We start from the raw sequence: 15,189 nt of genomic DNA on the forward strand, positions 1-15,189 counted from the left end.
TACGGCATATCGCTTTCTTCTCTGAGAGACTGCAGGACAGGCTTAACCTTGACATCAAACAGAGTATGGAGAGCTGAACCACCTAACCAGACAACGAGAAAAATAATTGCTTCCATTAACTCCTCCCTAAATAATACACGTAATAGAGCTGGACTTTATTGGCGGATAAATTCCCAACCCAAATCTACTTTTCCCCCTCCTTGAGTTTACGGTCATCGTGGAAAAAATAACTTTCCAGGCAACCTGTTTCTCTGAAAAATCCTATCTGACAATTTCTGTTACTCATATCGTCACGAAAGAAAAGTGTCAAGCGAAAATCATCATTATTGATAAGTTTTATGTAAATAGAAGGAGCAAAATGCGCCTAAAATTTAAACCTCTCAAAAACAGGAAATTACAAATTCGCTTTTTGCACCAGCAAAACATTTTTTATTTACAATATCTTAGGCACAACAGACAACATTTTAGCAGAGCAAACAAAAATTAAAGAAATAGATCAAAATAATCCCTTCCTGAAAATACAAGACTCATTATGATTCCTTATTTTTTCTCCCTTCACTTCAAGCAACCACATAAAGCCTTTTCTGAAATAATAATATATAATATTATCAATTAATTATATTAAAAATGAGATATATTCCTAAAAAAGTTTATTCTGGAACATATTGTGCTTGTTTAATGTACAGCTACTCGAATTTAACCAGATACGAGAAAGCGTGTTCCCTCCTGAGTGGCGGCTCAGGAGGGATTTTTTTTCCCACCCTCCCCTCCTCCTTTACCTTTTTTCCGTTTTGTGTTAGCTCATTTTGCAGCGGTTTTTTCCGCACCCAGGCACTGACAGCTAAAGTAGACTACCAGCTTGTCACAGTATACCAATGTACTTCGGTAATATTATGACCCACATCCGCTTCAGTATGCGCCTGGCAGCTTTTAGCCTCCATCTAATGTTCATAATTTTTGCTATTCGGAGATCTCAGTGCGACATTTTTACAAAAATCTGTCTATATGGCTTGTCATTGCCCTGGCCGCGCTTTTTTTGTTCAACTATTTCAGCAAGCAACCCGACATCTACCACACTGTCCCATACAATGTTTTTCTGCAAAAAGCTGAAAAGGGGTTACTCCCTGAAGTCACCGTTACAGAAGACATAATTACCTGGCAGACCCCTGATGGTAATAAATTTAAAAGCATCGCCCCCCCTGCTAACGATGCAACCAGCAAACTTATTGCAGGCAAGGTAACCATCCACGTTAAGAAAGAAGCAAAACCACACTGGTTTTTCCAAACTTTTCTCAATTGGGTGCCGTTCCTGCTCATCATCCTCATTTGGTTTTTTTATATGCGTAAAGGAGGAGGACAACCAGGCGGAAAAGCCATGGCATTTGGTAAAAGTCGCGCAAAACTTGTTGACCCCGAACAGTCCAAAGTCACCTTGGATGATGTTGCCGGTATCGAAGAAGCAAAAGAAGAGGTGAAGGAAATTGTCGATTTCCTCAAGAATCCGGCAATTTTCACTGATGCTGGAGCACGTATCCCAACAGGAGTACTTCTCTACGGCGAACCAGGTACAGGTAAAACCCTCTTAGCAAAAGCCATTGCAGGTGAAGCCGGAGTCCCATTCTTTTCCATAAGCGGGTCAAATTTTGTTGAAATGTATGTCGGCATCGGCGCTTCAAGGGTTCGTGATCTTTTCACAGAAGGAAAGAAAAAAGCCCCCTGCATTATTTTCATCGACGAGATAGACGCTGTTGGTCGCCATCGCAGTGCCAGTGGAGGCGGAGGCAATGACGAAAGAGAACAAACCCTGAATCAGCTGCTAGTGGAAATGGACGGCTTCGAAGCCAATGATCACGTCATCGTCATTGCTGCCACCAACCGCCAGGACATTCTTGACCCTGCCTTGTTACGGCCGGGCCGATTTGATCGCCAGGTAATGGTTCCGCTTCCCGACGTTGGAGGTCGCGAAAAAATACTGAAAGTACACGCCCAGCGAACCTCTGTGGCAGAAGGTGTGGACTGGAAGGTTGTAGCCAAGGCAACTCCTGGATTTTCAGGGGCGCAGCTAGCCAATATGATCAACGAGGCGGCACTGCTCATGACTCGGCAGCAAGGGCACCAGATCACCATGGATATTCTAGAATCAGCCAAGGATAAAGTGCTGATGGGAGCCGAGCGACGCAGCCTTATAATTACGGACCGCGAAAAAAAAATCACTGCCTACCACGAAGCCGGCCACGCCCTGGTCGCCTGGATGCTTCCAGGCACAGACCCTGTACACAAGGTGACCATTATTCCCCGCGGACGGGCACTTGGCGTGACCATGCAACTCCCCGACGAAGAGCGCAATTCCCAAGACCGTACCTACCTTTTCAATACACTATGTATTCTTTTGGGAGGCCGCGTAGCAGAAGAAATCGTTTTTGATGAAATTACCACTGGTGCCGGAAACGATATTGAACGGGTCTCTGACATTGCTCGTAAAATGGTGTGTGATTGGGGCATGAGTTCAGCTGTCGGCCCTTTAACCTTTAAACCAACCGACCCACTCAATGGCCAACCCGGACAAATTATGAGTGAAAAGACCGCTAATCTTATTGACAGTGAAGTGAACGCCCTTGTTCAAAATGCATATGCAACCAGCAAGAGAATCCTCCTTGAAAACAGATCTCTTCTTGAAGATATTACAAACGCCCTCCTCGAACGTGAAACAATCTCTCACCAGGAAATACAAACACTGGTTGCTCAAAATTCAGGAAATAACGATGAATAAAGTACTGCCCATCTCTTTACTAGCCGCCACCCTTTGTATTCACAACATAGCTGCCGTCAACGCCGCACCTCAGGAGCATGCACTCCTCAACGGCCCGTTTTCAAAGGTAAGTGACGTTACCGCCCAATGTTTGACGTGCCACCCCCAACAAGGTGAAGACATCCTTCGCTCAAGCCATTGGACATGGAAGCGGCAACGAATGATGAATGGCAGCAAAACCCTTTTCAGCAAAAAAAACGGGTTAACCACCTTTACAATTGCTGCCGGAGCCAACCCATCACAATGCCTTACCTGTCACATCAGCACCAACCTACTGGATGAGCGCTTTGACCCTACAGCAGCGGTCAATATTGACTGCTTGGTTTGTCATGACAAAACAGGCACCTACGAACGTGCTGAAGGAGCACCAAAAAAGGACTTAAACCTTGTTTATATAGCCAGGAGTGTAGGTAAACCTTCGTCGGAAAACTGTTTTTCCTGCCACGGAACGGGCACAGAATTGGCTGGGCGGAAAATCCATAACGGAATCGATAAGGACATTCACCTGCAAAATGATGGTGCAGGGCTCACTTGCCAGAATTGCCATCCTTCAGGTGACCGACACGCCTTTACCCGAGAAATCACTTCCGCGCCCGGACTTCGCCAGACCAAAGCCTGCGCAGTCTGCCACACCGACTCTCCACACCATCAGCAACAACTCAACGACCACGCCGAGCTCATTAGCTGCAAGACGTGCCACATTCCGCAATATGCGACAGAAAATCCGGCAATTATAAGCTGGAACTGGCTTGCTCCTCAAACTCCATCCATTCATCAAAATATAGAAACGGACGCTCCTGCTCTGGTCAAAAAATTCGGCATTATTCAGGCGCAGTATATCCAACCGGTCTATTTTTGGGATAACGGCAACGATTCAATCTATACCCGCGGCGCAAAAACAGAAAAGTACGAAACAACCCCTCTGCAAAAACCTTCGGTCCGTACGGCACAGTCTAAAATTGTCCCGTTTTCAGTTTCGCTGGGCACACAAATGATTGATGGTAAATACCGTTACCTTATAGCCCCCACCCTTGCAGATGACGGCACTCTTGGAATGCGCAATAACAGCCTTGATGATGCGGCACAGGAAGGTATGCAGAAGCTCCGCCTGCCATTTAGCGGAGATGCGGATTTTACCTCCACGGTCACCTACCGCCGGCTAAACCATGGAGTAGTGCCGGCTGAGCAGGCACTTGACTGTATGGATTGCCATGGGAAAAAGGGCAGAATACAGTGGCCTGCTCTCGGGTATGCCATGGACCCATGGCTCGACCGTGAAGCTCCAGCCAAAATAAAGGTGCCCCAGGTACAACCAGAAGAGACTGCCCCCATCACCTTACCGCCAATACGGGAAACGATACTCCCTGTGGAACCGCAGGGGTGAGCCTTCTCTCTTAGACTGTCGCCATTTCCAGGGAGGCAAAGGATCTTTATCCTTCCACAGGCCTCGCTTTGCTTTCCTGGCTTTTTTTTCGTCTTTTTCCATCGGGTTGCAGATTTTTTGATCGCGACAATATTGAGGGTAAACCCAGGCCAGTCCGTTTTTGACAAGCTCACGATTAATCAAGCGGCCTTCACTTTTTACTAAGGCAACTATCCGCCCATAGCTATCGATATCTTTTTGCTCTATGGAGACTGTTTTTTTATAGGCCCGAGCTTTGGTAAATCTTTTTGCCTGATCCCCATAGCGCTGTCCATATTCAGGCGAATCAATCCCATAAAGGCGTACTTCGTAAACTTTCCCTCCTTTTTTCACCCGAAGAGAATCGCCGTCAAGCACCTTAAAAACATAACCGTGCCAGCACCACCCACACCGAGGCGAAATTATCGTGATTGTCATTACAATCGCCAACAGAAAAAAATTCCTTTTCGTTGCCATGTTTAAATAACCCCTCTCTCCATGAGCACAAACGATATCATGTCATAACGGTTGAAAAGTTTAATTCCATTATTACAACGCACTTGGACAGCGCAGCTCTTACCTGCGCGGAGTACCTCAGCATGTCTCTGCTTACCTCTTGCCGCTCTCCTTTGTCAATAAAATGACACTTTTTATTGTTGCAGCTTGTCATTCCACTCATTCCTATGGTATTCTTGAAAATGTATAGAATTCCTCTTAACACTAGTAAATGGCTCGACTACAACTTTACATCAAATACAGAGCAGGACCACCGACTATATGGCCGAGCATAACCTAACGAATAATGAGGAAAAAACCCGAGATCTCATTCTCAGCCTCCCGCTGTTTGATGCTTTTAAAATGGATGAGCTCGATATAATTTCGAGGCACATGAACTACACGGAAATACTCCGCGGTGACTACCTCTTTTCCGAAGGAGACAAAGGTGACTATATGTGCTTTGTTGTCAGAGGGTTGCTGGATGTGCTGAAAAAAACATCAAACGGTGATTATCGGGTTATCGCCAGGCTTGGTAAAGGCAATACCATTGGCGAGATGGCTATTATCGACAAATCACCTCGTTCTGCCAGTGTTATAGCCAGACAACCAACAGTTGTCATTATCTTGACAAAAAAAGGTTTTGATATTCTCACCCAAAAGTACCCCGTACTTGGAGTCACCCTGTTGAAAAAAATCATGCGACTGCTGAGCCTTAATATGCGCCGTACAACCAGTAAACTTGCAGACAAAATGCCCCTCTAACAGCCATGGCTAAAAATCATTTTTATGGTATCATCGGGAGAAGCAGCTGCATGCAGGAGCTCTTCAAACTGATAGCCATGTTAGCCGAGGACGACCTGAGTACTGTTCTCATCCAAGGGGAATCAGGAACAGGCAAAGAATTGGTTGCCAAAGCTATCCACAAGCACAGCCCGAGAAAAGATAACAATTTTGTCCCTGTCAATTGCGCTGCCATTCCCGAAGATTTACTCGAAAGTGAGTTATTCGGATACACCAAAGGCGCATTCACGGGTGCGACCGGTACCAAAGTAGGGAGAATAGAATATGCCAATGGAGGGTCGCTCTTTCTCGACGAAATAGGCGATATGAAACCTGTTTTACAGGCAAAGCTTCTTCGAGTTCTCCAAGAAAGGGAGTTTGAACCGGTTGGTGGTTTAAAACCAATTCCTGTTGACGTTCGCGTAATAGCCGCCACCCACCGAAACCTAGAAGAACTGGTCAATGAAGGCAAGTTTCGGGAAGACCTCTATTACCGTCTCAGCGTCATTCCAGTTGCAATCCCGCCACTCAGAGAAAGAAGGGAAGACATACCGGTACTGATTGAACATTTCATCAAAAACTACGCAAAAACCAGAAAAAAAAGCGTACTAGGCTTTGATCTGGCGGCCATGCAGACGTTATCCAACCTGGCCTGGCGGGGAAATGTACGGGAACTGGAAAACCTGGTCCAACATATGACCATCCTTCACAGCGGCAGCAATGTCAGCCACAGTGATCTTCCCGAAAAATACAGAAACGGTAGTAATGATGTAACGCAACAGACGGTGCAGGCACAAAATGGCAATGCAGCGTATTCAGAGACACCAGGACCTGAACAGTTGCCGCTTTTTTCCACTTCCCCACAGATGATGCCCGAAGAGAACTGGCCGGAGGAAGGGATAGACTTTAACGCGCTGGTCAATGACTTTGAGACCCAGCTTATAGTGCAGGCGTTAAAGATGACCGAAGGGAACAAAAAGGAAGCGGCTCGTATCCTCAACCTTAAAAGAACAACCCTGCTTGAAAAAATTAAAAAGAAAGAACTGAAGACAGAGCCCTGAAAGAACTCAGGCGGCGATTTTACTCAGATTCATTTCTACTTTTTCCCTGATATCTTCCGGGGCAGAAGGAGTAATTAAAATATCATCTGCTCCATACTTTACGGCTTTGATCACCAAAGTCCTTGTCCAAGCCGGTCCAGCGGCAATGAGCGGGAGCGGACGACCTGCACTGCTGATCTTAATGGCAACTCCAAACCCCTGTTCACTGATTTCTTTCATAATAAGAAACACCAGCCGCACAGAGCCTGTTAGATTGTCATTCACCGAACTTTTAAAATGAAGCGTTTTGTATGTATAGCCCAACTGCTGCAGGGCTTCGCCTACGTTGGTACTCTCGGCATCGTTATCACTGAAAATTAATATATCAACGGCATCAGCCGTACTGCCACCTTCGGGATGAACACCTGCCTGTTCTAAATTTTGCGGCCCTGCTTTTCCTTGAGTCCGTTCGTGCTCAGCTACCTCGGCAGCAGCACCATCTTGGCCGGCCGGAAAAACATTATCCGTACCATCAGGTGAGGATTCTTTTGCAGCTAACGCCTCCAACTCCAGCACGGACGCAGGAAAGGCAACATGTAGGAGTCCCAGGTCCTGACCTTCAAACTCCATCCCCCCCGAGGCGAGGTAATACATCTGGTTGGGCAGCGTTTCATCACTTTCCGAATCGACCTTAATCGGGATTACGATTTCTGCAGCGGTCTTGACAAAACCGATTTTCTTTTTGTGCTGCTCTTCAAAAACAGCGGTGAAGACCCCGGCAATGATGTTGGTGATTTCTTCGTATGCATCCTGGGCATCTTCTCCCAGCTCTTCGTTTGCGGCAGTCTCCTTGAGTTCGCTTTCCGGAAGCATGATAAGGCTGCCGCCAAGGTATGCAGCAGCAGAAACTTTAGCAAACATAAAGGCTTCCCCCGAGCCTTCACCTCTGACATCCATACGGGCCATCATCTGCTTTCCACCAAGTTGATCCAGTAGATCTTCTTTAGTGAAAAGGTTCTCCTCAGGCTTACCAACAGTAAGCTTATTACCGATAAGTGCGCCTACTTCTTCCCCTATTTTATCGAAACACTCCTTCAGTAATCTACTGATATTTTTCTGTCGTTTAACAGCATCTTTTCTTGCTTTGACAGGATCTGCAGCGATATGCTCTCCTGACGCAGCAGATACTTGCTCCTGAGGGCTGTCGGGGGCACGCCTTTGTTGGGGAGTAGTTTCAGGTGCCTCAGCTCCACTCTCTTTTACAGCAGCAGAAGCATTTTCCTCTATTAACCCAAGCGAAACAGCAGGAAAAACGAGATACAGCTGTCCCATTTTCGTATTATCCATCTCCATGGGAATGGAGCATGAATAATAGTGACCGTCTGGAAAAGGCTGATCTGATGCAATGTCCACCTTAACAGGCTGAATAACCTCCTGTTCTGTTCGGACTACCCTTAGATTCTTAGGATACTGCTCATCAAGAGTTGAAGTAATGGAACCACATATAATATTGGCGATTTCACCGTAAGAATCCTCTAACTCCTCGGTGTAATTTTCATCGGCAATAACACTTTGCAACTCGGCATCGGGCAACATGATAAGTGAACCACCGATTCGGATTGCATCCTTCAGCGAGACAAGGACGGCACCGGTTCCCTCCACGTCACCTTGGAGTTGCATATGGGCAAGTACAGTCTTGCCGGAAGGCTCCTCAAAAAACTCTTCTTTTGTTTTCACATCTGCCTGCACATCGCCAAGCCGGAGATTTTTCCCCAATAATGCTGAGACTTCTTCCTGCATTTTCTCACGGCAGGATATCATTATTTTATCTATGCGTTCTCTGGCTTTCATGAATACGACAGTACCGGTTTTACAACCTTGAGTAAAAAATTACCTGCAACAAACAGGCTGGAGGAAAATTATAAAAATAATGCAACTAAAAAACAAAAGTGTGTGCGCGTCATCATTTACTGGACGACAGGTACAACACGCCGGCTTTTATTTATTTCGACGGATCATTGCTGATAATTTACAAAAAACGAGCAATCATAGGTAAATAAATACGATTGACGAGTCGTCACGACAGCATATAGCGCATTTCAACATAAAAAGTGCCCCCATCCACAGTAAAAGGGATCACCAAGCTCGAACCGCGAGCCGGCCCACCGATACGAAGGGATTTGCCACAGACGGTTGAGGGTACTGCCAACTGGATATCCTTGTTATTGCCGGTAAGGCCGGTTTTGACCCCTCCAGCTATCATATTGGCAATCTCACCAATGGCATCCTTGACATCATCGGTTATTTCATCAAACTCCATACCAAGCATGGCTCCAGTTATACCGGTTGCCACATCAAGGGGACAGTGCACTCCAATTAACCCCCTGATATCTCCACCAAATCCGATACAACTGGCGATATCAGCATCCATGTCAATGTCACTGCCCATGTGTCTTTTTCCAGGCTGCAACTCCATAAAGACCATGGTTTCAAAAATTTCCGTGGTCGACTCGATTATATATTTCTCTAAATCAGGCTCCAATCTCTCCCCTATGGCAAAAGTTAAACGCAATCGTAACTACATACATAGAGTTTGTAACGCTATGATTTCACTTACCTGTGAAGTGTACCTGCTCTCTGGTGCGCTATATTTGAACAGGCACGGTTTGCCCAAAGAGTATAACCATACTAGACACCGTGCTCGCCCGAAGAGGTAAGCAACCATTGATTATTTTTCCAGTTCTGCTTCAACATAAAATACTCCTGCAGGAACTTTAAAAGCAAGGAGTAGCTGTTCTCCCACATCTCTGGAATTGAAAACATATTCTTCACCACCAATGGTAGAAGGAAGTGAAAGTTGAATATCTTTTCCTTTATCAGAAAGTATCGCCTTTAAGTCGCCTCCCAGCATATTGGCAATCTCACCGACTGCATCATGTACATCTTCGTTAACCTCTTCAACTTCAAGCCCGAGGAAGCTGCCTGTAACCGCCATGGCTATATCGTTGGTAAAATGTACAGCCAAAACCCCCTTAAAGGTGCCAGCCAGGCCTATCAGGCCTGTTATTGAATTTTTAAACTGCCCTAGAGGTTCAGCAGGAGGGTCGATGGCTTCAATCTGCATCATTACCATTCCTGTAAAAATTTCGTTTGTCGATTCAACAATTTTATCTGCTACTTCACCGGAAAACAACACCAATAATCCTCCTGTTTATTCAACCAAAGCCAGAGCAGGCTCACTTTTTCCTCTGCAAAAAGCAAAAGCTTGTTGCAACTATTCAGCAGCACTCCAGCTCTCCACGATCTGCCCGCCCAGCATACCGATGTATAGCTAATCGGTCAGCTTGTGAATATTTGGAGCACTACTGATCAGTTACAGTTCGGGGTAGATTGTCAGTTTTTAGATCTTCGCTGAATAGTTACAGCTTGTTTAAACTAGAGGTCCGAGCACTTCCTTTACCTTGTCAGGTGTAAAAGGTTTCTTCAGCGCCCCGGATGCTCCTAAGCTCTTAGCCTCTCCGATAATATCTTCACCTGTTTCAGTGGAAATCATAAACACGGGGATATCTTTTATGGCGTCACGATTGGCTTTTTCTCTTAAAAACTCAATCCCGTTCATGTTAGGCATGTTGATGTCGCTAAGTACAATATCAACACTTTCTTTTTCCAGCATCTCCAGAGCTTCTAACCCGTCGCCGGCCTCGAATATCTCACCGAAGTCAAGTCCGGCTTGACGCAAAGAACGAGAGATAATTTTTCGCATGGTGCTTGAGTCATCTACAAGTAATATATTTTTGGCCATCTTTTGTTTCTCCACAAAAAGTACATAATAATAAATCCAGCCGAGCTTCCTGCAGCTGGGTAAATAAAATCAATTTAAATATCCTCTTATCATATCAAGTCGAAATCAAGGAAATCAAGTTTTCTTCACAACCTCACTGGAAATATTGTTTTTTCCTTCTTTAACCTGCACTTGGCAAAACGTATTTATTTATATATTGTGCCGAAAATCGGCTTATGACGGAACAACATTTCATAATCACATAAAAAAAGTGCCATAAGGTCTGCAGGCCTGCTTTTAATGCTGATGTGGTATGTGCAGGGTAACCCTGGTCCCTTTACCCGGTAAAGAGAGTATATCTACTTTTCCCTGCAATCTTTCCAGTGCTTGCTGGACAATCTCCAGCCCCAACTCTCCCTCGGAACTTCCGCCGGTCTGCTTTTTCGTGCTGAGCTTCTCTTGTATCACAAGTTTTGCTATATCACGATTGCTTACAAGATGCTTCTTTTCAGCCGACAGCAGACCTCTCCGGGCGGCAATTTCAGTAAGCTGACCAATGTCAAACCCACAACCATCATCCTCTACACTCACCCACAATTCATCGGCTTTTTTCAAAAAAAGTAACCTCAGGTTGCCCTTCGCCTTCTTGGCCTGCTCCTCTCTAATGCTTGCAGTTTCCAGCCCGTGCTCAATGCTGTTTGTCAGCAATTCGACCAATGGTTCGTAAAGAGCAGTAATGACATCACCATCCACCTTACCACCTGCACCTTTCACAGAAAAAGAAACTTTCTTGTTGGTCTTGATGGCAAGATCATGCACCACTCTTTTGAGCCTGGGCACTATTATATTTGCAGAAACACGTTGTATCGTACGGCACAACTTCTCCAATTCAACCAGTGGCTCAGATTTTTTCTCTCCACTACGATACTCTATCGCCAATGTGCGCACCAATTCACATATTTTGTTTATGGTGCTCCTTTCAACAGTGAGCTCTGCAGGCAACAAATCTGCCCATTCTCCCCTTACTCTTTTTCTTTGTTCCCCGGCTAGCTGCTCATTGAGCTTAGCCGTTTTTTCACGTTGCTGGTGCTGTACGTCTAGAATGTGATGAATGTCAATTTCGGAAATTTCACCCATTTCGACCAGCACCTCACCCAAGCGAGGAGGAGTTTGAGATTCCATGACTTTCTGTTTTTCCAGTGCTTCATCGATTGTATGAGAAGCAACCAATCCAGCCTGAACCAACAATTCACCTATGGGGCGGCGAATCAACCCCTGCAGAGCGAGCAGATGTTTGTCGGCATTCGGGACAACGGCCTCTCCTGAAACAAAAAAACGATCCGTTGTCTCACGTAGCGTGTCTATGATACGAATAAATACTTGTTCCGGATAAGGTCCCTGGAAAAAATCTCCGTCAACAAAACGAAGCAAAGTTGCCTCCATGGCCCGGCAAATGCTTTCCAAGTCTTCGAGGTCAAACATTGTGTAATTATTTTTCAGAAGACCTATAATTTTGCAGAGGTCAGTTACTCGCTCGGTATCAATGGCTACATAATCCCAGAGAACAAACTCTTGCTCAGCGGTTTCCAGCAGGCCACGCGTTTCTTCCACAAAAGTTTCCAGCAATTCCTGCTGTGGTGATGGGGTGGAACCTGCCGGGGTGAACTTTATCGAATTATGGCCCACACCGGTAGCTTGCATCACAGCAGCGGAAAGTTTTTTTGTTTCGCCGGACAACCGCGCATCGCTCTTATCCTTCCACATTATACCTACACTCTGTTTCAGAAAATTACCCCCCTCGACAAGGAGTCTAGTCAATGATGGTTGAAGGATGAGCCTCTCTGAGCGCACCAGATCGAGCATATACTCATACGTTTGGGCCAGAGAAACGATGTTATTTAAATGAAGAAAACTGCCGGTCCCTTTTATTGAGTGATACAGACGATAGCTGCCATGAATAACCTTTTCTTCAATCTCTCGTCGTTCGGAATCTTCTCCAAATGCCAGCAAAAATGGTTCTACCTCGCTGGCCATTGCATATATTTCCTGTAAAAACTGCTTAAACACACCGTAATCTTCTTCCTGAATTTTCACGCTTTTGACACCTGTTATTCATTTGATTATCCGGCCTCTGGGCTCACGCTTGAACACTCTCAGACCAAAACCCTCATTTGCGGGCGGACTATCTAAAAAACTGTTTCCTCTTGACGTTACCTTAAAAAAAACAAAAGTCAAAAAAATGCCACTCTTTGACTCGCTTCTCTTTGGTTCCCCTTAAAAGAATACATCGATACAGCATGGCGGTAAAAAAAGCCACAGGAGTAAAAGTTAGTGAAGCTAGTCGGTAAAATAAAAAGACTCTTTTTCCTACTAAAAATAATGGAATGTTTATTGCTTGAAACCTTCTAAAATCAACTGACTTATTTTTATGCGATATTTATTCATTCTCTTTTCTATCCTTGTCACATGTCTACCTGCAACCTTCCCTTTGAATGCAGAGGCTTCATCACGGCTGAAAGCAATAAACAGAACTGACGAAACCTCGAGCCTGCAACTCTATCTCCGCTTTACGGAGTTGCCTCAATACGAGGTGAATCAGCGTCAAAAACGGGTTGACCTGCTTCTTAAAAATACAACCCTTGACGTTGACATAGAACTACCTGGTAGCGACGACAGGATCATCAGAATACTCAACCAACAACAAAAGGAAGACACACTCGTTTCTGTCTTTTTCCGGTATCCTCCGCAAAAAATTACTGAGAAAAAACGAGATGATCCGGCCTCGCTCATGCTCGATATCCTGCTTGGCAACCAATTCACTTCCCTGTACCCTGATCTGTCCACCCAATTTAAAGGGCTTACCCTGCTCACTAGAGAAACCATAGATTACACCAACCCCATATACCTCTCTCCCTATGCCGACAAATGGCGTTCTTTTTTCAATGATTACGAAACTCCGTTGACTATTGACCTCCCTACGACCTATACGCTGCCTCCTTTCCCACTCACCAGCATACTCTCCAAAAGCTCATCCCAAACTCAATGGCTGACAACACCGATTCTGGAAAATGCATCAGCAGGTGAATGGCGCCTGGTTAACCAACAGGTCCAAGAGCTGCTTGAAAATGAGACAGACGAAAATCGTCGAGACCTGCTGTTGTTAACCTATGCAGAATCTCTGGTTCGTTCCGATCAATACAAAGAAGCCTACCCGTTGTTGCAAAAAATCCACCTCCGCTACCCCGATTCACAGACCGCTGCTGTTGCTGATTTTCTTTTTGCTTACCTTCGCAACAAACATGAAACAGACTTCCTTGGATATCAAGAGGTAAGCGAAGCCATTAGAGGCATTGGGTCGTCGACTCCCTTTAATGATTTTTTCAGCATTCTGTCGGCAGAAATAGCACTGAAAAACCGTAACATTAATCAAGCCAGGCAAAACTTGACCCGCGATGATATAGGTTTTAGTGAAACTGCAAATGCAATCCGTCTTATGCGCCTGGCAGACACCTATTATCTGGAAGATAAAAAAATAAAATCCTTGGTCGCCTACCTCCAGTTACAAGATTTTCAACCTGTGATTGATCGATACCCTGAATCTTTAGCAATGTTTAGCGACGTTCTCTATACCTTTAAACGATACAAACAGGCAGAAGCATCCTACGAAACCCTTGCTGAAATATTAACCGATCAGCGCCAATACGATCTTGTTTTGTTTCGCATTGCCATGAGCAACATGCATGATGGGGCTCCGCGACGACTGACGGAACAGAAGCTTTCTCAAGTCATGGAAGCGTTTACCCGAACTGAAGGCACTTTCAGGGCCGAGATGAAACAAGCCGACATTGATTATCTCGCCGGCGACCTCACCCCTGAGAAGGCATTGGACATCTATTCCCAGCTGGCGATCGCAGCAAACACTATTGCCCTGCGCGAAGAAGCCACGTTCAAGCAGGCCCTTGTCCATTTACTCAGCGGCGACCCGGAATCAGCACTGCAAAAAGCAAGACTGTTGTTGCGCGAATTTCAATCAGGAGCACTGCGGGTTGAAGCCAGGGCACTTATTATCCAGCAACTACCAGATATGACAGCAAGGCTTGTTCAAGAAAAACGATATGTTGAAGCACTGGTGCTTGCCCAGCAAAACAGAGGACTTTTCACTCGCGGCTGGATCCCCAACACCATGCTCTACAATCTCGCAACCGCCTATAGTAACCTCGGTTTTTTTGATCGGTCAGCCCGTACCTATCAGTATTTGTTTGAAACTACCACCGGGGATGAACAGGAAAAAATATACCTGCCGCTCATCCAATCACTTTTTCAGGATGGGCAATACACTATCATCGAAGATTATGCAGACCGGTTCAGCTTCAGATATCCTGAAAGCTCCCTTGCCCCGGAAATTTTTTATCTCCGCCTTAAAGCTTTACTCATGAATGGTGATATGGATAAAGCTGCATCCCTTCTTAGAGATCCAGACAGGCCGCTCTCAAATGAGATTGATCAACTAGCCCTGAGTATCTACTACGATCTGGAACAATGGGAGAATATTATACAACACTTCGAGACCGTTAGTATTACCCAAGGCAATGGTGATACTACGCAGAAAATCATGATGCTTGCGGAATCTTATTTCCAAACTGATCAGTCGATAAAGGCGGAACCGCTGTTTGAACAGGTAACAGAAAAAGAGACCGGCAACGACCAGGCCTGGTTCCGACTTGCCCAGATTGCACAGGGGAACAACAACATCCAACAAGCACTTAACAGGTTCAAGCAAGTAGCCGAAAAAGGAGTAGACCCTTTGTGGAAAAAGCTTGCCGGTGAAGAAATTGCCATCCTCCAACTGCAACAAACCAAATAAACCCAGGGAGACAAT

Annotated in this window: 11 protein-coding genes; 5 read left to right on the top strand and 6 right to left on the bottom strand. The window is 45.4% G+C overall.

Features of this window, described 5'->3' with window-relative positions; translation table 11 throughout:
• The first annotated feature begins 976 nt into the window (after window positions 1–976).
• A complete protein-coding gene (gene ftsH, locus ACHZCY_RS05495; RefSeq protein WP_319548118.1) occupies window positions 977–2,770 on the top strand; it encodes an ATP-dependent zinc metalloprotease FtsH in 1,794 nt (597 codons plus the stop codon).
• A complete protein-coding gene (locus tag ACHZCY_RS05500) occupies window positions 2,763–4,193 on the top strand; it encodes a multiheme c-type cytochrome (RefSeq protein ID WP_319548119.1) in 1,431 nt (476 codons plus the stop codon). Before ftsH ends, ACHZCY_RS05500 begins: the two co-directional genes overlap by 8 nt.
• Here ACHZCY_RS05500 and ACHZCY_RS05505 read toward each other — a convergent pair.
• Window positions 4,146–4,649, bottom strand: a complete 504-nt coding sequence (locus ACHZCY_RS05505; protein ID WP_319548120.1) for a thermonuclease family protein — start codon at window positions 4,647–4,649, stop codon at window positions 4,146–4,148. The genes ACHZCY_RS05500 and ACHZCY_RS05505 overlap by 48 nt on opposite strands.
• A gap of 339 nt (window positions 4,650–4,988) precedes the next feature.
• Here ACHZCY_RS05505 and ACHZCY_RS05510 point away from each other — a divergent pair, with 339 nt between their 5' ends.
• Both ACHZCY_RS05510 and ACHZCY_RS05515 read left to right on the top strand, forming a co-directional pair.
• Window positions 4,989–5,471, top strand: a complete 483-nt coding sequence (locus ACHZCY_RS05510) for a cyclic nucleotide-binding domain-containing protein (RefSeq protein WP_205222944.1) — start codon at window positions 4,989–4,991, stop codon at window positions 5,469–5,471.
• A 50-nt stretch (window positions 5,472–5,521) separates the two neighbouring features.
• The gene (locus ACHZCY_RS05515) at window positions 5,522–6,550 is read left to right on the top strand and encodes a sigma-54 interaction domain-containing protein (RefSeq protein ID WP_232371063.1); all 1,029 of its coding nucleotides are present in this window, start codon (window positions 5,522–5,524) and stop codon (window positions 6,548–6,550) included.
• Between the two features lie 6 nt (window positions 6,551–6,556).
• Here the strand turns inward: ACHZCY_RS05515 and ACHZCY_RS05520 are convergent, their stop codons facing one another.
• The 5 genes from ACHZCY_RS05520 to ACHZCY_RS05540 all read right to left on the bottom strand — a co-directional run bounded on the left by ACHZCY_RS05520 (window position 6,557) and on the right by ACHZCY_RS05540 (window position 12,404).
• Complete coding sequence (locus tag ACHZCY_RS05520; RefSeq protein WP_319548121.1) at window positions 6,557–8,380, bottom strand: hypothetical protein; 1,824 nt, start codon at window positions 8,378–8,380, stop codon at window positions 6,557–6,559.
• A 226-nt stretch (window positions 8,381–8,606) separates the two neighbouring features.
• Entirely contained in the window at window positions 8,607–9,071 is a 465-nt protein-coding gene (locus ACHZCY_RS05525; RefSeq protein WP_205222941.1) for a chemotaxis protein CheX, read from the bottom strand.
• Between the two features lie 186 nt (window positions 9,072–9,257).
• Window positions 9,258–9,725 carry a chemotaxis protein CheX gene (locus ACHZCY_RS05530; RefSeq protein WP_319548122.1) on the bottom strand — a complete coding sequence of 156 codons (468 nt, stop codon included), beginning with the start codon at window positions 9,723–9,725 and terminating at the stop codon, window positions 9,258–9,260.
• Between the two features lie 234 nt (window positions 9,726–9,959).
• Window positions 9,960–10,331 (bottom strand): response regulator, encoded by a 372-nt coding sequence (locus ACHZCY_RS05535; protein ID WP_319548123.1) that lies wholly within the window; start codon window positions 10,329–10,331, stop codon window positions 9,960–9,962.
• A 276-nt stretch (window positions 10,332–10,607) separates the two neighbouring features.
• Window positions 10,608–12,404: an ATP-binding protein gene (locus tag ACHZCY_RS05540; RefSeq protein ID WP_319548124.1), complete on the bottom strand. Its 1,797-nt coding sequence runs from the start codon at window positions 12,402–12,404 to the stop codon at window positions 10,608–10,610.
• Window positions 12,405–12,738: 334 nt separating this feature from the next.
• Here ACHZCY_RS05540 and ACHZCY_RS05545 point away from each other — a divergent pair, with 334 nt between their 5' ends.
• The gene (locus ACHZCY_RS05545) at window positions 12,739–15,174 is read left to right on the top strand and encodes a tetratricopeptide repeat protein (RefSeq protein ID WP_319548125.1); all 2,436 of its coding nucleotides are present in this window, start codon (window positions 12,739–12,741) and stop codon (window positions 15,172–15,174) included.
• The last annotated feature ends 15 nt before the right edge of the window (window positions 15,175–15,189 follow it).

Source organism: Desulfogranum marinum (genome assembly GCF_963675105.2).
Classification (GTDB): Bacteria; Desulfobacterota; Desulfobulbia; order Desulfobulbales; family Desulfobulbaceae; genus Desulfogranum; species Desulfogranum marinum.

What these genes read in the sequence shown, in the direction of transcription:
- ACHZCY_RS05510 (WP_205222944.1), top strand. Translation starts at nt 4,989, where the DNA reads ATGGCCGAGCATAACCTAACGAATAATGAGGAAAAAACCCGAGATCTC.
- ACHZCY_RS05505 (WP_319548120.1), bottom strand. Translation starts at nt 4,649, where the DNA reads ATGACAATCACGATAATTTCGCCTCGGTGTGGGTGGTGCTGGCACGGT.
- ACHZCY_RS05545 (WP_319548125.1), top strand. Translation starts at nt 12,739, where the DNA reads ATGCGATATTTATTCATTCTCTTTTCTATCCTTGTCACATGTCTACCT.
- ACHZCY_RS05535 (WP_319548123.1), bottom strand. Translation starts at nt 10,331, where the DNA reads ATGGCCAAAAATATATTACTTGTAGATGACTCAAGCACCATGCGAAAA.
- ACHZCY_RS05515 (WP_232371063.1), top strand. Translation starts at nt 5,522, where the DNA reads ATGCAGGAGCTCTTCAAACTGATAGCCATGTTAGCCGAGGACGACCTG.
- ACHZCY_RS05500 (WP_319548119.1), top strand. Translation starts at nt 2,763, where the DNA reads ATGAATAAAGTACTGCCCATCTCTTTACTAGCCGCCACCCTTTGTATT.
- ACHZCY_RS05520 (WP_319548121.1), bottom strand. Translation starts at nt 8,380, where the DNA reads ATGAAAGCCAGAGAACGCATAGATAAAATAATGATATCCTGCCGTGAG.